This window comes from Helicobacter sp. MIT 01-3238 (assembly GCF_003364135.1).
GTDB lineage: Bacteria > Campylobacterota > Campylobacteria > Campylobacterales > Helicobacteraceae > Helicobacter_B.
Window position 1 is genome coordinate 104,491 of the sequence record NZ_NXLN01000003.1, and the last position, 24,215, is coordinate 128,705.

The window sequence follows — 24,215 nt, forward strand, 5'->3', positions numbered from 1 at the left end:
TCCTTTGTAGGTTTTGGTTAAATTGCAAAATCTAAGATTAAAAGGCTACATTATACCTTAGATTTTTGGGTATAAAGGAAAAATTTTGGTTATTTGAAAATATTATTTTTGTTTATTATTTATATGATTTTACCTAAAACAAATGATTTATTTACAAGTTTATCTTTTTGTGAAAAAAACTTAAATATTATGGATTTTCTTTGTTTGGTGGCTGGCTAGGTAGTGGATTTTGATTGTTTGGCTCATTTTGTGGTAAGTAGATTTCTTTTGTAGCTCGCAGGATTTGTCCTGTGCGCAAGTTTTTGCCCTCGACATATAGGTATGCCTTTGTCATAGATTCATTATGCTGCAAAGAAAATCCACCGACATATCCGCCACCAAAGTCAAATCGCCCTTGCGTAAAATCAGGCTTGCTTGCGCAAAGTCGCGCTATATCCTCTAGGCTGCGTAGGTAGAGGGCTGATTGGAAGTGTATGTGAGAGTTGGTAATCCTATCTAGGCTAAGAGAAGTGCTAAGACGCGCGTTTGCCAAAAATAGCCCAACTATGGCTAAAAATATCGCTGCATATATAAGCCCAAATGCTTTTTTTGTATTGCTTGATTTGATTTTTGTAGATTTTTTTGAGTTTGCAGGGGGCGTGGCTTTTGCAGGTTTTGCAAGGCTTGCTAGTTTGGTAGGATTTCGCATTACAATTTTGTATTTTTTGGAGATGAAGTTTGGTTTTTATCTGTGGAGAGGGGTTGTATTGTGGAGAAAAATCCTGCTTTTGAAATGCAGGATTGTTTGGCGTGGCTTGTAGCGTAGCATAGTGAGATACTAAAACCACTTTGCCCTTGAGGAGTGATAGAAAACTTAAAAACATTGTGTAATATCGGGCTATTGTCCAAAAGTAGCGTGTGAGAGTCTAGCCAAATAATGTGATTATCTAGCTTTAGCATATCGTGGCTAAAGTCTATGCTAGAGTGCATTTCAAGGAGATTTCGCACGATGTCAATGGCGTTGCTAGCTTCTAATCCTTTTAGGTGCTGGGTGGATTTGGCAAGGTTTTGTCGCTGAAAGTGTGCGCTAGCCTGCATAAGGGCAATAATGATAAGAGATAAAATAGACATAGCAAGCACAAAATCAAGCAGGATAAAGGCGTTTTTTGCGCTTCTGTGAAGTGCTTTGGTGTGTTTATGTCGTTTTTGCATTAGGTTTTGGTGGATTTGTATTTTGTGTGGTTTTTGTGGGTAGAAATTATGATGATTTTGTGGCTTATTGCTCGCAGTTTTGTGGCTTAAAAAGTTTAAAAGCGGATTTTTCAAACATTTTTCCCTCACAAAACTCGCCATTTGTTCCAATGATTTTGTGGGATTTGGGCGAGAGCTGGGACTCTAGCTCGGCTATGATTTTTTCTTCTTGTTGTTGTATTTGCTCTAGATTTTGTGTGATATTTTGAGCTTCTTGGCTTTGTGCCCTTGTGTGATAAAATCTAGCCAAAATCCCAAATGCCACGCCCAAAATCAGCACCGCAAAGACAACTTCTAGCAGTGCAAATGCTCTGTGTGTGCTACTATTTTTACGCGCTTTTTTGTATTGGCTTTCGCTTGGTTTATGACTTTTAAGCGATTTTATCGCGTCTGTTTTGTGTGGATTTTTCATTTTGTTATTATTGCAAAGTTTCACTATCTGTATTTGTGCTTTGATTTGGCAGGGCGAAAAACTCTTTTTCAAGCACGACTATATCGCTTTTTGTGTCTTTGTCATCACTTTGGCTTATTTGCAAAGACACTATCCAGCGTCCCTCTAGCTCAAGCATAAAAAACGGGCTAGCATAGATTGCCTCTTTTTTAGAATCTTTAGATTGTGTGTTTTCTTGCAAAACTAGCTCGCCAATAGGGATTTGTGCTCCTTTTTTGGGTGGCTTGATAGATGAGTAGGAGCTATCTTTGGGATTGTAGATGAAAATCTCTTGGGCTTCTAGATTGCCTATTTTTTGGATAAACGCTTGGAGGCGTAGATTTTGAGGTTTGCTAGATTTGCCAATGACACGCAAAAAAATCGTATTTAGGGATTTTGTATGCAAAGTGGGGGAGGTGTTTTGAGTGGCTTTATCTCGGTGTGGTGGGCGCATATAGGGCGAGTATGGGCGCAGTGCCTCATCGTTTGTAGGCGTAGCATTTGCATTGATAAAAAAATCAAAATCGTTTTGCAAGGCTTTGGTAGACTCTAGCAAGTCATTTATCGCAGAATCCATATCATCGTGCTTGATAAAAAAGGGCACATCATCAACAACGGGGTGCTTCACAGAAATGCGGATAGAAATGCTAATAAGCACTACGCCTAGCAAAATTACTAGCAAAATGCCGTAAGGCCAAAAATTGCGCTTAGGTCTTGTCGCCTGCGTAGAATCTGCACTAGGCGAATCGCTATGCAAATCACTAGATAAATTGTTTTTATCTAAATCTTGGTTTGAATCTTGCGTAGAATGCTTGTTATTTGTGCTAATCGGTGTTTTTGGCATAAATTAGTCCTTAAAGATTCTAGCTTTTGCTTCTTTTTGGTAGATAGGCAAACGCAAAAAGCCCCAAAAGAATAAAAAGCATAACATATAATATAAACTTCACATAATTCCTCACTCCATCTTCATCGCGCGGGAAGTTGTTTTCTAGCGTGAAGTGATATGTATCGGCAATTCTATCAGCAATTTCTGCATAGCCGTTTAATATCACACCAGAAATGCGGTTTGGCGTCAAGTCCTCCTCTTTGTGTGGCAAAAGCGGTGCCATATAGTCAAAGTATATAGAATCTAGTTTTTTTGGGCTAAGAAATTCTTTTTTTGCTTCTGTTGTGTTTATAGTGTCTTGTGTAGGTTTTTGGTTGGTGGATTTTGGGCTAGCTATGTAGTGCAAATCTTGGCTTGAGAGAATCTCTATCTTGTGCTCTTGGACAAAAAGAAAAATGATGACAAAAGGTGCGTTTAGCTTGCTTATGACTTGATTTTGGTAGATTTTGCGACTTTGCTTTGTAGGGTAGCAGGAGGGAAATGATACTTCATCAATAACATCGACAAAGAGTTTTATCCCACTTTTTGTAAAGACTTCGCTTGCAAGAGCGGAGATAAATTCTTTAGATTTAGGCACGATGATATTTTTTGTATTGCCAAAAATATAGGTGGATTGGGGCGAGATAGCGTGAGGGAATACAAAATCACTATTTATGTCTTTTTCTTTAGCAGAGGTTGCGTAATCAATGCCACTGTGAGAATCCATAGATTTTGTAGAATCTGCTTCGGGGCTATTAGGAAAGCAGGTGGGGGGTTTATGATTTTGGTGGGGTTTAGAATCTGTGGAATCCGCAAATGATAGGCTTGCCACACAAAAAAACACAAAAAATAAAAAAAACTTTTTTAAGAATCTAGGATTGGGGTGGAGGGAGAATAAGCCGTGTAAAATCTGCTTATATTGTAGAATGCCTTTGTGAGGATTTTTACAAGGGCTTTGGGCTATGGCATAGTCTGCATATTTGGCATTTGCCACACCCAAAGTCGATTTGTGCAAACACTCATCAATCAAGTAGCAAGCAAGAGCGCACGACATTTACACAATATTGCAGAGCTACACGAGGTGCAAGAATCCATCAGGGATAAACACGATAGCTATTGAAGCCAAAGCCAAGATGACTATCATAAGTCCGAGTAGTTTTTCTAGCGTTGTTAGCATTTTGCCTCCTTATTTTGCATCTTCAAAGTGGTCTTTGTTATCCACGCTTTGCGCTTCGATATGTGCGCTATCTTTGATGATGTAGTAGTTTGTAGAGTTTTCGCTTTGGATACTCGCTGCTAGCATACCAAACCCGATTGCTAGCACCACTACAAGCACGACCGCCACAAGAAAACCAAAAAGTCCATTGATACCAAACAAACCATTCATAGTCTCTCCTTAGTCTCGCACTTTGAGCGAGTTGATATATGCAGCAAGTGCTTGGATTTGAATGTCATTGAAATTTGCATAGCCAAAAGATGGCATTTTGCCTATAAAGCCCTTTTTGCCATCGGTCAAAATATGCTTCACAAACTTGTAATCTCCATATTCTGTCAAATCCGCAGCAAAGCCCTCAATTTCAGAGCCATTGCCCTTGCCATCTTCGCCGTGGCAAGTTACACAAATCATATCAAATACAGCTTTTCCCGCCTCTACATCAGCTTGAGAATACTTAGTAGACTGCGCAGGGGAAAAAGTCTGCATCACATAGGCGGCTACTTGTCGCTTTTCTGTCTCATCTTCTAGCAATCCCGGTGTCATCTCGCCACCAGCGTAGTTTAGCCCTTTGCTACCCTCTGTGATGACTTTGATAATACCCTCTTCTTTGCCCCAAGAGCGCAAATCCTGTGCCTTTCCGTCCATTCCTTCAGCGTTGATTCCGTGGCATTGTGAGCATTGCACCAAGAAAAGCCCCTCACCCATAGCGACTTTTTCGCTTTGGCTTAGTCCCTTCCATTTTTGCTCAAACACTTCATTATTTCTGTTGACTTCCTCGTTGTATTGCCCGATTTGAGAGAATTGCCCTAGTGGATAGCCTACAAAAATATACCAAAGCCCCCACACGATAAGCCCCATAAAAATCAGCACCCAGCCGACAGGAATGTCGTTTTTAAATTCGCCGATTCCGTCCCAATAGTGCTCTGTAAGCTCCCCATCTGCTTTGGCGTCTTTCATTTTTTTGAAGTAAAAGCCAACTACATAAATCGTAATCAATAGGATTACTACTGCACCCAAGAGGGTGATTTTAATCACATCGTCATTTGACCAATTCATTACCTACTCCTTTTTTGATGTTGTGCGAGGCTCGACTAGCTCATCGCTTAAGCTATCATTGACAGCCAAATCGCCGTATTTCTCATAGTCGCGCAAACCCTTTCTTTGTCTGCGCCACATAGAAATCGCATACGAATACAAAAACACAATCAAAAGTATGGTAACGACAAAATACGCACCAACTCTTATGTATTCAATATTTTGGGCTGTCATACCTTACCCCTTATTTTGTCCGTCTGCTTTGCCCTAGACTATTTAGATAAGCTATCAAAGCTACGATTTCTTTGACTTCGCCTTTTTCTAAATAGTCCTTAATGTCTTGGCTTTTCATATCCTCGACAAGTGCTTTTGCTTCTTCCATATAGATGTCTTTTGCTTCCTCTATGCTTGTGCCGATAGACACGCCACCTTGAGTATTATAAGGCACACTAAAGACTTCCATTTGTGTGATAGCTTCTGCATACGCAGTTTCAAAATCTACATTTTTATCATAGAGATGCTTATACGCAGGCATAATAGACGCAGGCACAACACTTTTTGGGTCAAACATATGATTTTCGTGCCAATCTGTGGAGCGAGAATCCCCTATCCTATGCAAGTCTGGTCCTGTGCGCTTAGAGCCCCACAAAAATGGTCTATCATAGGCGTATTCACCACTTATACTTGCCATACCATATCTGTCTGTTTCAGACTGAAATGGACGGATAAGCTGTGAATGGCAATTATAGCAACCCTCTTTCATATAGACTTGCCTGCCTGCAGTCTCTAGCAAACTATATGGCTTAAGCCCATCAATAGGGCGAGAGGACTTAGAAAAGTCAGGTAGAATCTCTACAAGCCCCGCAATAGAAAACACCACCAAAAACGCTACTGTGAAAAAGAAAGGATTTTTTTCTAGCCAACTAAACATTGCTCACCTCCTTTTAAGAAGCCATAGGTGAGGCAGATTTTGGCTCACTCTCTAGCTCTCTTGCTGCTGTGATTGTCATTATGACATTGTATATAAACATTATAAAGCCTACCAAATACAATGCCCCACCAATCGCACGGATAAGATAGTATGGGAATAGCACGCTAACTGTATCAATGAATTGATATGCTAGGTTGCCGTATTGGTCCATATCTCTCCACATCATACCTTGTGTGATACCTGCAATCCACATACTAGAGAAGTAAAACACAATCCCAATCGTCATAATCCAAAATTGTATGTCCATAATCTTTCTAGAGTAGATTTCGCGCTTAAACATTCTAGGAAGCATATGATAGCAAGCTGCAATAAGCGTAAATCCTACCCAGCCTAGCACACCATCGTGGACATGCCCGACAATCCAATCTGTGAAGTGCGCTAGAGCATTGACAGACTTGATAGACTGAATCGGTCCTTCCAAAGTAGATAGCATATAGAATGTAGAAGCAAGGATTAGGAATTTGATAAGTGGAGATTCTTTTAGCTGATGCCATTGCCCGCGCATCGTAAGAAGCATATTTACCGCAGTTCCCCAAGAAGGCAAAATCAAAATCACAGAAAAGACTGAACCAAGAGTTTGCACCCAATCAGGCACGGTAGAGTAAATGACGTGGTGTCCGCCAGCCCAAATGTATATAAACATCAAACTCCAAAACGAAAAGAGTGTAAGTTTGTAAGAAAATACGCTTTGCCCAGATTCTTTTGGCAAGAAGTAATAAATCACGCCGATAACGCCAGAAGTGAAAACAAATGCCACCGCATTGTGTCCCCACCACCATTGGATAAGTGCGTCATTGCTACCTGCGTAGAGTGAAATAGAGTGCAATACACTTCCTGTGCCAGCGACAAGGTAAGTAGGAATAGCAAGGTTGTTAAAGATATATAGCACGGCGATAGCTGTAAAAGTCGCCATAAAATACCATAGCGAAATATAAATCACATTTTCGCGTCTAACGCCCATAGAGCCAAACATACTAGCGCCCCATAGCACCCACACTACTACCACTACCAAGTCCAAAATCCAAGGAAGTTCAGCGTATTCTTTTGATTGTGTAAAGCCTGCAAAAAGCAAAATCACAGCCGCAAGCATAAGCACGATATAAACCCAAAAATGTGCTAAACCGATGAATTTTAGAAGTGGGTGTTGGTGGTAAGTGATTTTTAGCACTCTTTGTCCTAGATAATACCACGCAGCCCAAATCCCACTAAGAGTGAAACCATAGATGATTCCATTTGTGTGAAGTGGTCGAAGTCGCCCAAAGATTCCATATTCGCCAGCGATATAGTTCAAATCAGGGAACGCTAGCTGAAACGCCAAAACAACGCCGATAAGCATACCGATAAACCCGAATGCAAGCGTTGAGAACAAAAACAATTTTGCGATAGAATAGTCGTATTCTAAAGTTGCTACATTGTCTTGCATTTACTCTCCTTTTCTCCGAAAATTAAATCACAGCTATTCTAACCTTTTTTTACCTTTTGTATCCTTAAATTTTTTAGTTTTTTTCAAAATCATCTGCTTTTTGCTAATAGATTTTCTCACAAAGTATCTAAGCAATCAATATCAACATCAAGCCTTTTGCCGAAATGTAGGGATTTTTGAGAATGAGAGTTTTGCTTATGTGATGATGAACTAGGATTTTGTGTAGATTCTACCCATTTTTGCAAGCTAGAGTTTGCGTGCGATTTTGGGTAAGAGTTTGGGTTAGATTTTGAGTTAGGCTTTGAGTGTGATTTTGTATGCAAATCCACACTAGATTTTGCGCCCGATTCTAGCTCGCTTTGCACCGCATTTAGTGCTTCTAGTATATCGCTAATCTTTTCTCCATTTAGCAAAATATGAAACCGCCATTTGTTTGCTATGCGCTCTATGGCGTTGCTTCCGTGCCCTATGATATGGATATTTTTTTGTCGCTCTAATATGGGGAGAATCTCCTCCATTTGCTCCTTTGCCCTCTCTTGTCTAGGGTGTGAGCAATGAATCATCACAAGTTTTCTAAAAGGTGGATAATTATCACTTCTGCGCTTTTCTTCCCACGCCAAAAACTCCTCATAATCGCCCAAAAATCCTCTAAGAAACTCGGCTTGTGGGCTTTGGATAAACACCTTGCCTATGTGTTTGCGTCCGCTTCGCCCTGCTATTTGATGAAGCAAGGCTATCCCTCGCTCAAAGCTACGAAAATCCCCTCCATTTAGCACATACTCAATTCCCAAAATCACGGCTAGTTCGACATTGTGATAATCGTGCCCTTTTGAGAGCATTTGCGTGCCGACAAGTATGTCTATCTCTCCATCTCTAAATGCTCTCAATGCTTCATTTAGCTTGCCACTTGTAGTGATATGGTCTTTGTCAAAAATCCCTATTTTTGCCTCGCTAAAAGATTGCTTTAGCTCATCTGCGATTTGCTGTGTGCCTACGCGCTTTGTGGTTAGATTTTGGCTATCGCATTCTAGGCAGGATTTTGGCGTGATTTGAGAGTAGCCACAATAATGGCAAATAAGGCGATTTTGCTTGATATGCAAGCTCATATTGACACTGCAAAATGGGCAGGCAAACCCATATCCGCACTCTTGGCATAGCAATGCCTTAAAATTCGCCCTAGTTGGCACAAAAATGATAGCTTGTTTTTTTGCTTGTAGTGTGGATTTTATGTGTGAGAGAAGTAGCGGGGTTAGGCTTGTGGGGGAGTTTTCTAAGATATATTGTTTTTTTGCTTCCTCAAAAAACGCACCCTTTAGGCGATAGAGATAGCCACCCTTTTTTGCAAGATAGTGGCTTGTGAGGCTTGGAGTTGCCGAGCCTAGCACCACTTGTAAGCCACATTTTTTGGATAGATATAGTGCGCAATCACGCGCATTATAGCGTGGATTTTGGAAAGATTTATACGCATCATCGTGCTCTTCATCGATAATGATAATCCCTAGATTTTGGATTGGCAAAAAGAGTGCAGAGCGAGCTCCTGCGATGATTTTTAGCTCATTTGATTTGAGCTTTTGTAAAATCTCTTTTTTTTGTTTTTGGCTTACTTTAGAGTGCCAGATTCCCACCTGCTCGCCAAATGCGTTTTTTAGCCTTGATTCTATCTGTGGGGTGAGTGAGATTTCGGGCATTAGAAAGAGCGCGGATTTTCCTTGCGTGAGTGCGGAGGCGATGAGGTGGAAGTAGATTTCACTTTTGCCACTGCCCGTATCGCCAAAAAGCAGGCTTATAGGTTTAGTAAGCACAAAATCTAGTGCGCGTTTTTGTGCTTGGCTAAGCGGGTGTAGCTGCGGTGTATGAGCGATATAAGGCTTTGTGCTTGCTTCGTGGGAATCCACACTAGACTTTGACTTATCTAAGGCAACTTTAGTTGCTAAAGTTCTTTCCATAGTTAAATGCGGATTTTTACCTGCGATAACGAAATTAGATTTTTTTTCTACAATTCTAGTATTTGCGGTGGTGCTTGTGGAGTTTTTTGTAGATTTTGGGGGTGAGCTAGGCTGTATCGCCTGCGAACCCTCAAAATCTACAAAACCTACGCAATGATTACCCGAAGACGAATTGCCAAAGCCATAATGTGGCTGCATTAAGTTGTATGCTTCACTTAGAGTGCAAAAATAATAATACGCCACAAACTCCGCTAGTAGCACCTGTCTACTATCAAAATACCCCTTTTGCTCGCCTATCTCCTTGCACTCAAAGCTAGGCTTTTGCACGCTGCCTAACACCACGCCTAGCACGACTTTTTCGCGCAATGGAATCTCTACAAGCGTGCCTTTTTCATAAGCAGTGCGTGATTTGTAGGTAAAGGGTGGGGATTTTGCACCAAATGGTGCGACAAGGTAGTAAAGCGACATTTTTAAGGGTTTTTAAAAAATTTTGTGATACGACTAAGGGTGGATTTGGGCTTTGGCTCTAGCGCGGGAGAATCCGCCATAAAGTCAAAAGAGTTGTTCGCACGATTTGCAAAAGTGCTATGTACCTGCCCTGCGTGAGATAGCTCACTCTCTTTGGTGTCCGCATTAGATTTTGCTTTAGATTCCACTTTAGATTTTGCTTCTAAGTCCGCCTCCAAATCAGCTTTAGAATCTGCCAAATCTGTATGAATGTCCGCTTTAGAATCCACTTGCAAATCATCTTTTGAGTGTGCTTTAGAATCGCTTGCTTTAGATTCTGTTTCTAAGTTTTGTGCTTCATTTTTGTAGTGATTTGGTTTAGAAAAGTCCGCAAAGTCAAATCTCGCTTGGTCAAACTTCGCTTGAGGTGCTTTTGGTGCTTGAGGTGTTTGGTTTGTAAGGCTTTGTGAGTGATTTTCTTGTGATTGATTTTGTGGCTGATTTTCTAGGGAATCTTTATTTTGCGTAGTTTCATAGTTAGGTTTTTTGTCGGTGCGCTCTTTTTGTGCTTGCTGTGCTTGAGTGGAGTTATTTGCTTGCTTTACCTGCTCATCTTTTTGCTCTTTTTTTGTCGCTTCTATTGTTTCTATCGCTTTTGTAGATTCGTTTGCTTCTGCTATATCATATTCTTTATCTTGCGCTTTTTGACTTTGTGATTCTTGCTCTTTTTGTGCCATTATCTCATCTAGCTCCTCCTCGCTTGGCTCTATCTCACTTTTGCTATGTATGCCAAGCCCACCTAGCATATTAAATTCGCCAAATGCCCCATACACTTCCCCACTATGCCCAAACTCCTCCCCAAATCCCCCAAAATCATCTCCAAACCCATCCGCCAAATCATCATCAAGCTCGCTATATTGCGCCAAATCCTCCTCATCTAGCTCACTATCTACCTCATCATCTGCTTGCTCATCTTGTGCTTCATCAAAGTCTTTTGTGATAAAGACTTGGGGTAGCTTTTGGACTATTTTTTGAGTGATATGGGCTACTTGGGATTCTAGCTCACATCTAGAGTGGACAGAGTTTAGATACGCACGCATTAGGTCTAGCAAATCCACGCTTTGGGTTTCTAGTAGCTCTTTTATCTCTACTATCGCATTTGGCTCAAAGCCTTTGAGTGATATGCTAAATTTACGCCCAGAAATGTTGATTTCTAGCTGCTCATCAATGCCTAGAGATTCTACTTCGCTAGATTCTAGTTTCTCATCGATAGATTTATGCCTAGTTTGGGGCATCACAAAATCCTTTGCAAAATCCTTTATGGTGGCACATATTTTTCCTTAAATAAATATTTATTCCCAAGTGGATTGCTTAAGTAGATTCTTGCTTTGATTCTTTGATTATTTCATTTTCTTTAAACGCACTAGATATTTTGCCATATAGTGATTCTACGGCTTTGTCTCTTTGGGCTATTTCCTCATAAAGAGATGAGATTTGCAAGTCTTTTTCTTTGTTGCTTGCTTCTAGGTTTTTTACTTTGTTTTTTAGCGCGTTTATCTCCGCTACTTTTTCCTCATAGCTTTGCAAGATAGAATCTATTTTTGCCTCCAGATTCTGTATCAAAGACATTGTTGTTCCTTAAAAGAGTTTGATTATAATTGTATCGCAAAAATTTGCACAAAAATTTGTAAATGTATAAGAATGTGCAAAAGTGTGGGTAAGAATATATTTAGGCAAATCTTTATAGCGAAATCTTTAAGGAGTGTTTATGAATATTTTAAGCGAGTATTTGAGTGCCATTAGTGGTATTAGCGAGAGCGACAAAGAGCATACGCATAGAAGTGCGCTACAAACGCTACTAGAGAGTATCAAAGATGAGTTAGCCACCACGCACAAGGACTTTGCCAACCTTAGCATTATCCACGAGCCAAATAACGATAAGAGCGAAAACAAAGCAGGTGCGCCAGATTTTCAAGTAAATTGCGGATTTTCTCCTGCGGGGGGGGGGGGTAATCTCACTTTAGGCTATATCGAAAATAAGCGCGTAAATGCGGATTTAGCCGAGCTCATCAATAAATCCAACACGAATCCACGAGAGCAAATCGCCAAATACCTAACTTTGAGCGACAATCTTATCCTTACAGACTACTTGCGATTTTTACGCATAGCCAAAGCACCAAATGGCAAAGTCCAAATCACCCAAGAAATCACACTTTGCACCCTAAACGAAATCCACGCCACGCTAAAATCCAAATCCGCCCTCCAATCCAAGCAAAGCGAATTGCTCGAGTTTTTCGCACTCTTTTTTAGCTCCGCCCCAAAGCCTATAAATAACGCCCAAGAGTTCGCACTCTGCCTAGCACAGCGCACAAAGCTAGTCAAAGACACGCTCATCGACAATCCACAAAATCCCCAAATCACAACGCTCTATCAAAGTTTTAGAGATATTTTGTATAAGGATTTGGATTTTGAAGCCTTTTGCGATAGTTTCGCCCAAACGCTTACCTACGCGCTCTTTTTAGCTAGGCTAAATGACGAAAAAGGCGAAATTATCGACCTTTATAATGTCAAAAAGTTTATCCCCAAGTCTTTCCCACTTATCCGCGCTATGAGCGGATTTTTGGATAATTTAGATGAGCTAGATAGCCTAAAGTGGCTTATCAAAGAGATTTTAAGCATTATAAACCACATTGACCCCGCAGAAATTACCAAAGAGCTAAACAAAATCGCGCAAAAAGACTTGCTAGGCAACTATTTACACAAAGACCCATATTTGCATTTCTATGAGACATTTTTGAGCCAATACGACCCGAAATTGCGCGAATTGCGCGGAGTGTATTATACGCCTTTTGCGGTGGTGAGCTTTATCATAAATGCCATAGATTTCGTGTTGAATCGCGATTTCAATCAAACCAAAGGCTTAGGCTCTGCGCTAAATAATGATAATATCACGCTGCTAGATTTTGCCACAGGCACGGGGACATTTTTGCTAGAGGCATTTCGCAAGGCACTAGATTCCACCCCGCAAAACTCTTTGCACTACAAGCCCAAAAATCTGCTCTCAAAATTTAGTGGCTTTGAGTTTCTAATCGCCCCTTACACCATAGCGCATTTGAAAATCTCGCAAAGTTTCAAAGAGGAATTCCACGCCCCGCTAGATGATAACGAAAAGCTCAATATTTTGCTTACAAATACCATATACACCAAATCCGCCAAAGATGAGCAAAATCAAAAAAGTTCTCTTTTTGCGGGTATGTATGAACTCGCCCAAGAATTTTTGCAATCCCAAAAGCTAAAAAACGAGCAAATCCTAATCATCACGGGCAAGCCGCCCTATTCAGGTGCGAGTGCAAATAAGGGGCTTTTTGAGGACGAGGTAAAAATCGCTTATGGGCTAGAGCCAAGCAAACAAAATCTATCCGCCGAAGCACAGCGAATCATAAAAGCCTACTTTGCAAACCCAGATGAAAAATCCAAACAAAGAGAATTCAAAAATCTCTTTGAATCGCGCCGCTTACAAAACGAGAAAAACCCAAAATGGCTTTTAGATGACTATGTGAAATTTATCCGCTTTGCCGAGTCCAAAGTCGAATCTCAAGATAGCGGTATCATCGCTATCATCAGCAATCACGGCTTTATAGATAACCCCACATTTCGCGGTATGCGCTACCACTTGCTAACTACATTTGACAAAATTTACATTTTAGATTTGCACGGCAATGCAAAGAAAAAGGAAAAATCCCCCGATGGCAGCAAAGATGACAATGTCTTTGACATTCAGCAAGGCGTGTGTATAAGCGTGTTTGTAAAAAGTGGCACGAAATCAACCCACCCCCTAGCCCCCTCCGCAAGGGAGGGGGAACAAAAAAGTAGCCCACACACAAACGAAAAGGAAACAAAAAGTCCCTCCCCTTGCGTTAGCAATTCTAACAAAAGCCCCCTTTCTTGCAGAGAGGAATCCCAAATAAGCCCCCTCCCTTGCGGAGGGGGTTTGGGGGTGGGTAATGTGAATAATGCGGGTAATCTAGCCCAAGTCTATCACTACGATTTATACGGCAAACGCAAGGATAAATACGACTTTTTGCAAAGCAATGGTTTGGATTCTATCGCTTGGAGTGTCATTGCGCCCAAAGCACCATTTTATCTCTTTATCCCACAAAACGAATCCTTACGCGATGAATACGACAAAGGCATAAGCATAAAGGATATTTTCATCAAATCAGGCGTGGGGATTTGCTCCAAACGCGATAATATTGTCTTTCAAGATTCGCGAGAAAAGCTCAAAGAATTATTGCTAGATTTTGCCACAAAGCCAAGCGATGAATTGCGCAGGAAATACGATATAGGCGAGGATTCAGGTGGGTGGAAACTCGAATGGGCGATAAATGAAGTCAAAAAATATAAAGATAATTTAGATGATTTTATAACACAATGCCATTATCGCCCTTTTGATTTGAAATGGACTTTTTACACGAATCAAAATTGCGGATTTATGGCGCGTCCCGTTTATGATATTTTTAAGCATTTTTTAGGCGTTGAAAATGTGGGGTTAGTGTGTGATAGAGGTTGCAAACTCCAAGCGATAGATAATATTTTTGTGGCAAATAATATTATTGACTTACATTTGGTGGGTAGTGGAAGTTATATTTTCCCACTTTATTTAGTCGAATCCGATTCGCGAAGTGAAAATTTCACCCAATCTTTTCGCGCATTTATTGACACGAAGTATGGCGAGAGATTCTCCCCCGAAGTGATTTTGGGCTACATTTATGCGGTGCTTTTCCACAAAGACTACCGCGAGAAGTTCTTAGATTTTCTAAAGATTGATTTTCCGCGAATCCCGTTTATAGAATCAAAAGAGCAGTTTTTGGCTTTAAGTGCATTGGGAGGGCAAATCATCGAGCTACACCTAATGCGTGGCACACTAGAATCCATAACCGAGCCACTTTTTAGCAACCCTCAAAATCGCAATGAGAGGATAGAGAAAATCGCCTACAATGCGGAGCAAAAAAGGCTCTATGTCAATGAAAGCCTTTACTTTAGCGATGTAAGCGAGGAAGTGTGGGGATACAAAATCGGTGGCTATTCCGTGTGTGAAAAATACCTCAAATCCCACAAAGGCGAAGTGCTAGACTACACGCATTTCGAGCGCATTATAACCACTTTGCACGAATCCTTGAGAGTGGAATCCCAAATCGCCAAGATAGCGTTGGAATAAAGTTAGAGTGACTTTGGTGCGGAGTGATTTCTTGCGTGAGCGCGGAAGTATTTTTGATGAGACCCAGCGGGTTGCAAGGCGTTAGCCGAAGCAAAAAAAGCCAAACGCGCGAAAGCCATAGATTTGGATTTATGCTATAATCCCGCCTTTTTATGTCCAAATATCAAGGAATCACACAAAATGAATGAGCTAAGCACCAAAAGCATAAAAGACAAAATCTACACGATACGCGACACACAAGTAATGCTTGATAAAGATTTAGCTGAGCTTTATGGCGTAGAGACAAAGCGTGTAAATGAAGCTGTGAAAAACAATACAGATAAATTCCCTAGAGATTTTTACTTTAAGCTATCTAGTGATGAGTTTGAGATTTTGCAGTCGAAAATTTCGACCGCAAAATTTGCAAAAACAAGAGTAATGCCAAAGGTTTTTACCGAGCAGGGCATTTATATGCTAGCTACTATACTAAAAAGCCCTATTGCCACGCAAGCAAGCCTTTTTATCATAAGAACATTTGCGCAAATGCGTCATATCATAGCAAACACGCCTTTTGAGCGGTTTGAGCGCATAGAGCAAAGACTAAATAGCCACGATGAAAGCATAGCCAAACTAAGCAAAGCCCTCCAAAGTAACGAACCACCAAAACAAGGCATTTTCTATGATGGGCAGATTTATGAGTCGCATATCTTTGTAAGTAGCCTAATCAAAAAGGCAAAAAAGCGCATTATTTTGGTGGATAATTACATTGATGAGACTACACTCACGCTTTTTAGCAAAAATCCACACGCAAAAATCACACTTTATACCAAAAGCATTTCAAAGTCCTTGCAACTTGATATTGATAAATTTAACGCACAATTTAAAAATGCCATTATCATAAAAGAATTTGCGCTTAGCCACGATAGATTTTTAATTATTGATGATGAGATATATCACTTTGGCGCAAGCCTCAAAGATTTGGGTAAAAAATGGTTTGCTTTTAGCAAGATAGATAATGAGTCCTTGCAGAGTTTGCAAAGACTAGAAAGCAGAATCTAGACGCAATTTAATGCTATAATCCACGCTTTTATTTTTAAGGTAGCAAAATGACAGAATCCTTTAAATTAGAATCTCCCTACTCCCCCGCAGGAGACCAGCCACAAGCCATAGACAAAATCACGCGTAGTTTCAAAAATGGCGCGAGATACGCCACACTGCTAGGCGTAACGGGCAGTGGCAAAACTTTCACTATGGCAAATATCATCGCCACGCTAAATATGCCAACACTCATAATGACTCACAACAAAACCCTTGCAGCACAGCTTTATAGCGAGTTTAAGGGCTTTTTCCCGCGCAACCGCGTGGAGTATTTCATAAGCCACTTTGATTACTACCAGCCCGAAGCCTACATTCCGCGCAGGGATTTGTTTATCGAAAAGGATTCAAGCATAAATGATGACTTGGAGCGACTGCGTCTAAGCGCGACTACTTCGCTTCTAGCTTATGATGATGTCATCGTGGTGGCAAGTGTCTCCGCAAACTACGGGCTAGGCAATCCCGCAGAGTATCTCACAATGATTGAAAAAATACAAGTGGGCGAGTCGCGCAATCAAAAGGAGTTTTTAATCAAACTTGTGGATATGGGCTATACGCGCAATGATACGGCGTTTGAGCGGGGGGAATTTCGCGTAAGCGGGGAGGTGGTGGATATTTTCCCTGCGTATAATGAGAGCGAGTTTATCCGCATAGAGTTTTTTGGCGATGAGGTGGAGCAAATCGCGGTGTATGAGGCACTCGAGCGCACCAAGCTAAAAAGCCTTGATTCTTTTGTGCTGTATGCGGCAAATCAATTTATCGTGGGGGCAAATCGCTTGAGCGAAGCAATCGATGGCATTGAGCGTGAGCTAGATTTGCGTTTGTCAGAATTTAAAGCACAGGGCAAAGAGGTGGAGTATCAGCGACTAAAGGGGCGCACGGAGTTTGACTTAGAAATGATTCGTGAATCGGGGATTTGTAAGGGGATTGAGAACTACGCGCGGCACTTGACAGGCAAGAAGGCGGGGGAAACGCCTTATTGTTTGCTTGATTATTTTGAGCAAAAGAAAAAGCCCTACCTTGTCATAGTCGATGAGTCCCACGCGAGCTTGCCACAATTTGGCGGAATGTATGCGGGGGATAGAAGTCGCAAGGAAGTGCTTGTGGAGTATGGATTTCGCCTCCCTAGTGCGCTAGATAATCGCCCGCTAATGTTTGAGGAGTTTATCGCTAAAGCCCCGCATTTTCTTTTCGTTTCTGCCACACCTGCTAGGCTAGAGGTAGAGCTTAGCGCGGAGCATATCGCCGAGCAGATTATCCGCCCCACAGGGCTACTTGACCCGCTCTATGAAGTGCGCGATAGTGGCAACCAAGTGCTTGATTTGCTCGATGAAATCAAAGCGCGTGTGGAGAAAAAGCAGCGCGTGCTTATCACCACGCTTACCAAAAAAATGGCAGAGGAGCTTACCAAATACTACACCGAGCTAAGCATAAAGACACGCTATATGCACAGCGACATAGACGCTATCGAGCGTAATCATTTGATTCGCTCACTGCGGCTTGGGGAGTTTGATGTGATAGTGGGGATAAATCTTTTGCGCGAGGGGCTAGACTTGCCCGAAGTGAGCTTGATAGCGATTTTGGATGCGGATAAAGAGGGCTTTTTGCGCAGTGAAACAAGCCTAATCCAAACTATGGGACGCGCTGCACGCAATATCGAGGGCAAAGTAATCCTCTACTCCACCAAAGACAAAAACGGGGAGCTTACTATCACGGGCTCTATGAAGCGGGCGTTTGAAATCACTAACTATCGCAGGGCAAAGCAAGAGGCGTTTAATAAGGCGCACAATATCGTGCCAAAAAGTGTCTCGCGCAATGTCGAGCAAGAGCTAAAAATCGAGTCAAGCGGACTATCCCAGCTCTATGAAAGCGGGCGCAAAAAGGGTGCAAAAATCCCAAAAAGCGAGCGAGAATCCATAATAAAAGAGCTAAAAAAGCAAATGCTTGCAGCGGCAAAAAATCTAGAATTTGAAGAAGCAGCAAGACTGCGCGATGAAATCGCTAGAATAAAGGCTATGTAAAAAAGCCAATGTGAAAAAAATCTATGTGAAAGGCGTTGTTAAGGGCGCGTGAGAGAGCGCAATAGCGATATAAAACGCGTTAGCACAAAACACACAAAGCACAAAATCTAGCACAAACAAAATCCACAATCCAAAATTTTAAAGCAAGTTTTTTTATCTCTCTTTTTGCCCCAGCCACACACTTTTAAGCGATTTTTTGCAAAAACTCCTCCCACCATTTGTAACAAAATTTGCAAAAAAATCTTGCAAAATATTCCTACGCGTTTAAGATTCACTTTAGTTTCACATAGACAAGCCATAATTCCCTCACGCTAAAAGACAAAATCCTTTTAGCGAATTTATTTCTAAGGAGCTTCAGATGAAGAGAAAAGTTGTCGTTGCACTAAGTGCTGTTTTGGTTAGCTCAAGTCTATATGCAGATAGTTGGCTAAAAGGAAGCGTCATCGAAGTAAAAGATGAGCAAAAAACCATAGTGGTTGATACTATCTATTCAGGTCCTATCGAGGTAAAAATTTTGCCTGATACAAAGATAAAACTTGATGATTGTGGTTGGTTTAAAGAGAGAGGTAGGTTTGTGGATATAAAAGTCGGCACATTTGTTAAGGTTGATGGGAATTATGCAAGCTATGCTATCCCTGCTGCCCAATCTAGCTCTCAAAGTGCTGTGCCACAAAATATGGCTATCGCTACAAAAGTCAAGGTGAAATGCAACCCTACTAAAGCCTACTAAAACTTTCAAGGGCGATTTGTCGCTATAAAGCAAATATGGCAAATCGCTTAGAGATTTTCTTTGGCAAGCACTGCTAGCTTTGTAAGTGTCGTGTTAGGGGCATTGTAAAGCGTTAGCAGTGTTTAGCCACACTTCCTTGTTTAATCCCCCATTTTATAAACCCAAAAATTAAAAAATTCAGTCTATCTTAACTCATCAAGTTCGCTTATTAGTTCGCTTAGAAGCACGGTTGAGAGGTAGGACTCTAGCACGGATTGCGCTTGTAAAAATCGTATATCCAAAATCCCGTGAATATGCTTGCCAAGCGGGCATAGCTCGTTTGGATTGGTATGAAATCTAAAGAGCTGATTTTGGCTTGCTTGGGTGTTTTGGTTAGATTTTGTGGGTGTTTTCGCACCACTATTTGCCACACTTGCTTGGGTTTGGCTAGATTTTGTGGATTGCACGGCGTTAAAAATATCTAGCAGGCTTATCTTACTAGGGCTTTTGGCAAGCCTTGCTCCACTGCCTCCGCGCCTAGTTTCTATGAGATTTGCGCTTTTTAGCTGGGCTAGGATATTGCGGATTATCACGCTATGTGCGCCCACAGATTCTGCGAGGGCTTCGCCTGTCATAGGTTTGCAGTGCCTTTTTTTGCTTGGTGGCTTTTTGGTATTTGACTCTGAATGTGCATCAAAAAACTCTAAACACATACAGATATGGATAGCGATACTAAAGCGCGATGGGATTTGCATTGTGCCCCTTTAATTTTTGGGTGCATTATAGCGCAAAAACCTCCACACAAGCAAACTCAAAATCACACAAAAAACGCCCAAAATCCATAGTGTGTAAGAAAACGCGTTGATGAGATTTTGGCTAGCAAAATCTAGGCTAGATTGCGTTTGAGAGAGAAATAACGCCATTAGTGCGCCATATATGGCTACTCCCACCGCTTCGCTTCCTAGACGAAACCCATTTAGCACGCCTGCGGCAAAGCCACTTTTGGCTGACTCTACGCTACTAAGCGCGAGATTGTCAATCGCCCCTGCGTGCAAGCCCATACCCACTCCTATGACAAGGAGCACACAAGCCAAAGCCACAAAAAGTGCCACCCCACTTGTATATCGCAAAACTACAATGAGCACAAACAGCCCCAAACTCATCATTAGCGACATTGCAAGGCTTAGGAGTTTTGGTGTGTTCGCGTTTTTTGCGCTTGCTAGAATTTTGCCCGCGATAATGGGGCAAAAGAGCATAGGAGCGGTGAGGAAAAGCATAAAAAGTCCAGAATGTGCAGCGGATAAATCAAATGTGCGCTGCAAAAACGAGGGGAAATAAGTCAAAAGCACCACAAAGCTAAACCCAGCAATCACGCACACAAGCATATATCCTACAAATTTGGCATTGCCTAGCACGCTAAAATCTAGCAAGGGGAATTTGCCTTGAGCGTGTAAATATCGCTGCTGTGCTCCAAAGATGACACCAACGATAACGCTAAAGGCTAAAATCCATAGTGTAGTAGGGCTTGAAATCTCGCTAATGCGCGTAATAAAAAGCATAAAGCTAAATAAAAAGCCTATAAACAAAATCGCACCAAGTGCGTCAAAAGCGGGCTTTGCTGCTTGCTCATCTTGCGTGACTTTTTTATCTTTGGGTAGCACGGGGCTTAGAAGCAAGACTGCAAAAAGCACGATGAAGTGAAAGGCAAAAATACTGCGCCAAGAAATGTCAAACGAAATATCAAAAAAAGCGATAGAAACGCCACTAAAAAGCTCAATCAAAAGCCCTGAAATCGTGGGGCTAAGCGTGATACCAAGCCCTGCGGTAGTGCCAAAAAGCGCGAATGCTTTGGCTCGGTGCTTTTCATCAAAGGTTTTGACTAAGATAGACGCACCGCACGCAAATACACTCGCCCCGCCAAGCCCTGCAATCCCACGCGCAATATCAAGCAGGAGCAAGTTTAAGCTAAGGACAGAGAGCGCAGAACCTATGAGGTAGAGAAAAACGCCCAAGATAAGGCATTTCCTCGCACCAAATCTATCGGCAAAAGCACCCCAAATAAGCGTGAAAGTCGCAAAGCAGAGATTGAAGCTATTGACTACCCATTGCAAAAGTGCGCTAAAAGTGGCTTGGCTTTGGGCGGTATCGTGCGTGGGGCTAAGCGTGCTTTGAGCGATAGTGTGGGTAGAATGCGTAATGTCGCTAAAACTTTGCGCGATAAACTCTAGCGCAATAGCTGTGCCAGAAATCGAGCTAGGCACGACAAACACGGCAAGCAAAATGGTAAGCAAGATAAGATTTTGCTTTGTGTGATTGGCTTGCGGGGTCTGCTTATTTTGCGTATTTTGTGGATTTTGTGGTTGGGTTGTGTTACTCATTGAAGTCTCCTTTGGTTTAAGATTGGAATATTTTTAGGGCGGTGCAATATGACACCATTATCCCATTGAATTGGGATTGTTTTATCAAGTGTGATATTTGGCAATTGGTTAACTAATTCTTGTAATATAAGTTGCAGTTCCAACATAGCTAAATGTTTCCCCATACAACTATGTTTGCCATAACCAAATTGTAAATGTTGTCTGCAGTTTCTAAATGGATTTATTTGTAATGGATTTGGAAACACATTTGAATCTCTGTTTGCTAAAAATACATTTGCATACACTATTGAGTTTTTAGGAATAATGCAATTGGTAAGTTGTATGTCTTGTGTAACAAATCTTGGAAATGTAGAAGTTGTTCCTAAATTAGTGAGTCTAAAAAATTCATTGATAACATCTTGTATTGTTTCATTTTCTGTTTTTATGATTTCCCAAAAAATAGGAAAATATAGTATTGCATAAACTATTTTTGAAGTGCAAGTTAGCACATTTTGATATCCTCCAAGAATAGAACCAAGCAACAATCCACATAATTCTTTCTCATCTATTGGTGGATTTACTTTGTTTCTCTCTTGCATCCAATAGCTTATGATGTTTTCTTTATCAAAAAATGTTTTTGTTGCTATTAAATTTAAAATATATTCATAAAGATTTGTAAAATCCTTAATAAGATTATCTCTAGTTCTATGGTCTGCTATTTGAATACTTTTTGTAAGAGGTTTCAATATATTTTTATAGTCCGCTATATCAATACCAACAAGTTCAGAATTTATCTCAATAATAATGTCGTCTAAAGTTTCAAATAAATCAAAAGTATTTAATTTTGCAACATTTTTTAGGTGTTTATCAATTATGCCCATCATCTTGTGCTTAAAAAAATCTAGCTTTGCAGGTAGATAACCATTCATAGCAAATTTTTTCATTCTGTCGTGTTCTAACCCATCTAAATTTAGCAACAATTCATCAGGGGTTAGCGTGGGTAAAATACTTGCCTGATTTGGTTGATTTAATGGTTTTCTAATACAAAATTTGTTTGATAAAATATTTCTTACATCATCATAATCAGTTAAATGCAAAACTTTGTGTCCGCTAAGAATTTCTATAATCTCTGGTGTATGTCTTTTTGCTTTTGAAATTACTTTGTATGTTGGCGTAAAATCATAATTTTGTATTTCAGTTATTAGAGGAAAATCAAAATTGATTTTTTTTTGTAGCTCAATAATTGTTTGTTTATTGGTCAAAAATTGGATACTCTCCCAACCAATTTTATTTGCCCCCAAACAATTTTCTGTAACATCATCAATCAAAATATTTTCATAAGGTTTGGTCTTGCTTATTTTTTGTGCTATTTCAAAAATTTCGTTATCAGGTTTTCTGCAACCAACCTTACAGGAATCCACAATAAAATCTGCATAATCATCAAGTTGAATCATTTTTTTCCAATAAGTTTCCCATTCAGCCACATTGTTTGTGAGAATTCCTACCATAAACCCTTGTTTTTTTATTTCTTTAAAAAGCCACACCATTGTCTTGTTTGACTGTATTCCGCTAAACCATTGTTTGCCAAAATTTTCTAAATCAGCCTTTGTTGTATCTAACTTTGGGTATTTTTTTTGCAAAGATTCTCTTACCCTAATACCCCATTCATTTTGTGTTATCTTGGCATTTTCTATTGGAGCAAGCATAGGCATACCTAACTCATTAGCAACGCTTATCATAGCTTCTTTTAAATGTTTAGATGGGATACCTGTTTTTTGATAATATACATCAAAAATTTGCTCTATTGGTGGAGATAAAACTCCACCAAAATCAAACCAAACACATTTAATCATTGATTTTACCAAATTTTATAAATGTTACTTTAGATAAAACACTTTCATTAGAGTCTGCGGTTTTAATGCGTATATCCATTGATATTTCGTTGTCTTTTACACATATATTTTCTTTAGGTAAGTAACAAATATTTAGATTATAAAATTCACAAAAATTTTTAAATTCTACTTTTATACTTTTGAATTGTAATTCTGTTGATTTGCAATTACATATATTGGAACATACTGCCAATGCAAACTGTTTTATAGCCTCTATAATTAGAATACCTGATATGTGGTCTAAAGGATGGTCAAAAAAAGCTGGGTGATTTTGATTTGCAATGATTGTTGCTTGGAAAATATTTGCTCTTTCCGTAAAATCACCAATTACAACATTTAGAATGTTTTCCTTACAAACAACCTCTTTTGAAATTTGTTTTGTTTTCTGCATAATGTGATTGTGTTTTTGTGAAGCATATCTAAGTTTATGCCACATTCTAGGAGTAATCCAAGAAAACTTCATTGATTTAAAACCATATAGTTTTGAATTTATGTATATATTCATATCAATTTCAAGCCCACATAAAGCATTTTTCTTTACTTTCTTATCTATTACTTTTGAATGAATAATTACCTTATAGTCATTTATATCATTAGTGTATGTATTATGTCCGATATACTGCTCAAAATCTGCACTATCAAATATAAATTTAGAATCAAAAGAAACGCCATAAAAAATATGTGCTACATAGATTGAAACCTGCCTACAAACTTCCAAAATAAGAGCACTATCATAAGATTGTTGAAAATGACTAAATACATCATTGTAGTAAAAATGTGTTTTTGGTAATAGGGCACTTATCAAAAAACAATCACTTGTTATTTGTTTTGAATCTGTTAAAAACACTTCACTTAAAAAGTCTTTATGAACCAACTCTTTTTGTATTGTTTGACTAAAGTTGGCATTCCATTGATTGACTGCAACAATAGTATTTTCTGTCTTCATAGTCATAGTCTTTTTCCTCATTTAATATTATTGTAATGTATTATATTATAAAAATATTAAATGAGTCAATAGTTTTTTACAATATAACAATTAACATTGAGGATAACATTGGGGAGCTTACTATCACGGGCTCGATGAAGCGGGCATTTGAAATCACTAACTATCGCAGGGCAAAGCAAGAGGCGTTTAATAAGGCGCACAATATCGTGCCAAAAAGTGTCTCGCGCAATGTCGAGCAAGAGCTAAAAATCGAGTCAAGCGGACTATCCCAGCTCTATGAAAGCGGGCGCAAAAAGGGTGCAAAAATCCCAAAAAGCGAGCGAGAATCCATAATAAAAGAGCTAAAAAAGCAAATGCTTGCAGCGGCAAAAAATCTAGAATTTGAAGAAGCAGCAAGACTGCGCGATGAAATCGC

General features: G+C 40.1%; 21 protein-coding genes and 1 pseudogene. 5 read left to right on the forward strand and 17 right to left on the reverse strand.

Going from position 1 to position 24,215, the window contains the following annotated elements; translation table 11 throughout:
* Positions 1-187 precede the first annotated feature (187 nt).
* The 13 genes from CQA40_RS01870 to CQA40_RS01930 form a co-directional block, all read right to left on the reverse strand.
* Positions 188-688, reverse strand: a complete 501-nt coding sequence (locus CQA40_RS01870) for a hypothetical protein (RefSeq protein ID WP_115519291.1) — start codon at positions 686-688, stop codon at positions 188-190.
* Entirely contained in the window at positions 688-1,305 is a 618-nt protein-coding gene (locus CQA40_RS01875) for a hypothetical protein (protein ID WP_115519292.1), read from the reverse strand. Before CQA40_RS01875 ends, CQA40_RS01870 begins: the two co-directional genes overlap by 1 nt.
* Positions 1,256-1,642, reverse strand: coding sequence for a type II secretion system protein (locus tag CQA40_RS01880; protein WP_147290136.1), 387 nt, complete (start codon positions 1,640-1,642; stop codon positions 1,256-1,258). The genes CQA40_RS01875 and CQA40_RS01880 overlap by 50 nt, the downstream gene beginning before the upstream one ends.
* A gap of 7 nt (positions 1,643-1,649) precedes the next feature.
* A complete protein-coding gene (locus CQA40_RS01885; protein WP_115519294.1) occupies positions 1,650-2,504 on the reverse strand; it encodes a hypothetical protein in 855 nt (284 codons plus the stop codon).
* Positions 2,505-2,523: 19 nt separating this feature from the next.
* The gene (locus tag CQA40_RS01890) at positions 2,524-3,579 is read right to left on the reverse strand and encodes a hypothetical protein (RefSeq protein WP_115519295.1); all 1,056 of its coding nucleotides are present in this window, start codon (positions 3,577-3,579) and stop codon (positions 2,524-2,526) included.
* Positions 3,580-3,711: 132 nt separating this feature from the next.
* Complete coding sequence (locus CQA40_RS01895) at positions 3,712-3,912, reverse strand: DUF4006 family protein (RefSeq protein WP_023926986.1); 201 nt, start codon at positions 3,910-3,912, stop codon at positions 3,712-3,714.
* A gap of 9 nt (positions 3,913-3,921) precedes the next feature.
* Positions 3,922-4,797, reverse strand: a complete 876-nt coding sequence (gene ccoP, locus CQA40_RS01900; protein WP_115519296.1) for a cytochrome-c oxidase, cbb3-type subunit III — start codon at positions 4,795-4,797, stop codon at positions 3,922-3,924.
* Positions 4,798-4,800: 3 nt separating this feature from the next.
* The gene (locus tag CQA40_RS01905) at positions 4,801-5,010 is read right to left on the reverse strand and encodes a cytochrome c oxidase, cbb3-type, CcoQ subunit (protein ID WP_115519297.1); all 210 of its coding nucleotides are present in this window, start codon (positions 5,008-5,010) and stop codon (positions 4,801-4,803) included.
* Between the two features lie 10 nt (positions 5,011-5,020).
* Positions 5,021-5,707, reverse strand: a complete 687-nt coding sequence (gene ccoO, locus CQA40_RS01910) for a cytochrome-c oxidase, cbb3-type subunit II (protein WP_023926989.1) — start codon at positions 5,705-5,707, stop codon at positions 5,021-5,023.
* Positions 5,708-5,720: 13 nt separating this feature from the next.
* The gene (gene ccoN / locus CQA40_RS01915; protein ID WP_023926990.1) at positions 5,721-7,190 is read right to left on the reverse strand and encodes a cytochrome-c oxidase, cbb3-type subunit I; all 1,470 of its coding nucleotides are present in this window, start codon (positions 7,188-7,190) and stop codon (positions 5,721-5,723) included.
* Positions 7,191-7,306: 116 nt separating this feature from the next.
* Entirely contained in the window at positions 7,307-9,604 is a 2,298-nt protein-coding gene (priA, locus tag CQA40_RS01920) for a primosomal protein N' (protein WP_115519298.1), read from the reverse strand.
* Between the two features lie 2 nt (positions 9,605-9,606).
* Positions 9,607-10,878 carry a hypothetical protein gene (locus tag CQA40_RS01925; protein ID WP_115519299.1) on the reverse strand — a complete coding sequence of 424 codons (1,272 nt, stop codon included), beginning with the start codon at positions 10,876-10,878 and terminating at the stop codon, positions 9,607-9,609.
* Positions 10,879-10,954: 76 nt separating this feature from the next.
* Positions 10,955-11,212 carry a DUF904 domain-containing protein gene (locus CQA40_RS01930; RefSeq protein WP_115519300.1) on the reverse strand — a complete coding sequence of 86 codons (258 nt, stop codon included), beginning with the start codon at positions 11,210-11,212 and terminating at the stop codon, positions 10,955-10,957.
* Between the two features lie 139 nt (positions 11,213-11,351).
* Here CQA40_RS01930 and CQA40_RS11505 point away from each other — a divergent pair, with 139 nt between their 5' ends.
* From CQA40_RS11505 to CQA40_RS01950, 4 genes are all read left to right on the forward strand, one after another.
* Positions 11,352-14,801, forward strand: a complete 3,450-nt coding sequence (locus tag CQA40_RS11505) for a type ISP restriction/modification enzyme (protein WP_258864419.1) — start codon at positions 11,352-11,354, stop codon at positions 14,799-14,801.
* Positions 14,802-14,981: 180 nt separating this feature from the next.
* Positions 14,982-15,839, forward strand: a complete 858-nt coding sequence (locus CQA40_RS01940; protein WP_115519301.1) for an ORF6N domain-containing protein — start codon at positions 14,982-14,984, stop codon at positions 15,837-15,839.
* Positions 15,840-15,886: 47 nt separating this feature from the next.
* Positions 15,887-17,896: an excinuclease ABC subunit UvrB gene (gene uvrB, locus CQA40_RS01945; protein ID WP_115519302.1), complete on the forward strand. Its 2,010-nt coding sequence runs from the start codon at positions 15,887-15,889 to the stop codon at positions 17,894-17,896.
* A 358-nt stretch (positions 17,897-18,254) separates the two neighbouring features.
* Complete coding sequence (locus CQA40_RS01950) at positions 18,255-18,626, forward strand: hypothetical protein (RefSeq protein WP_115519303.1); 372 nt, start codon at positions 18,255-18,257, stop codon at positions 18,624-18,626.
* Positions 18,627-18,808: 182 nt separating this feature from the next.
* On the opposite strand, the gene CQA40_RS01955 is transcribed toward CQA40_RS01950, so the two are convergent.
* The 4 genes from CQA40_RS01955 to CQA40_RS01970 are packed head-to-tail and all read right to left on the reverse strand — an operon-like array spanning position 18,809 to position 23,800.
* On the reverse strand, positions 18,809-19,360 hold the full coding sequence (locus tag CQA40_RS01955) for an Rrf2 family transcriptional regulator (protein ID WP_115519304.1): 552 nt from the start codon (positions 19,358-19,360) through the stop codon (positions 18,809-18,811).
* Positions 19,361-19,369: 9 nt separating this feature from the next.
* Positions 19,370-20,983 (reverse strand): MFS transporter, encoded by a 1,614-nt coding sequence (locus tag CQA40_RS01960; RefSeq protein WP_115519305.1) that lies wholly within the window; start codon positions 20,981-20,983, stop codon positions 19,370-19,372.
* A complete protein-coding gene (locus CQA40_RS01965) occupies positions 20,980-22,815 on the reverse strand; it encodes a cytochrome P450 (protein WP_115519306.1) in 1,836 nt (611 codons plus the stop codon). The genes CQA40_RS01960 and CQA40_RS01965 overlap by 4 nt, the downstream gene beginning before the upstream one ends.
* Positions 22,808-23,800, reverse strand: a complete 993-nt coding sequence (locus tag CQA40_RS01970) for an AfsA-related hotdog domain-containing protein (protein WP_181882790.1) — start codon at positions 23,798-23,800, stop codon at positions 22,808-22,810. Before CQA40_RS01970 ends, CQA40_RS01965 begins: the two co-directional genes overlap by 8 nt.
* A gap of 122 nt (positions 23,801-23,922) precedes the next feature.
* On the opposite strand from CQA40_RS01970, the pseudogene CQA40_RS01975 reads away from it, so the two are divergent.
* Positions 23,923-24,215 (forward strand): annotated as a pseudogene (locus CQA40_RS01975) (UvrB/UvrC motif-containing protein); the annotation flags it as partial.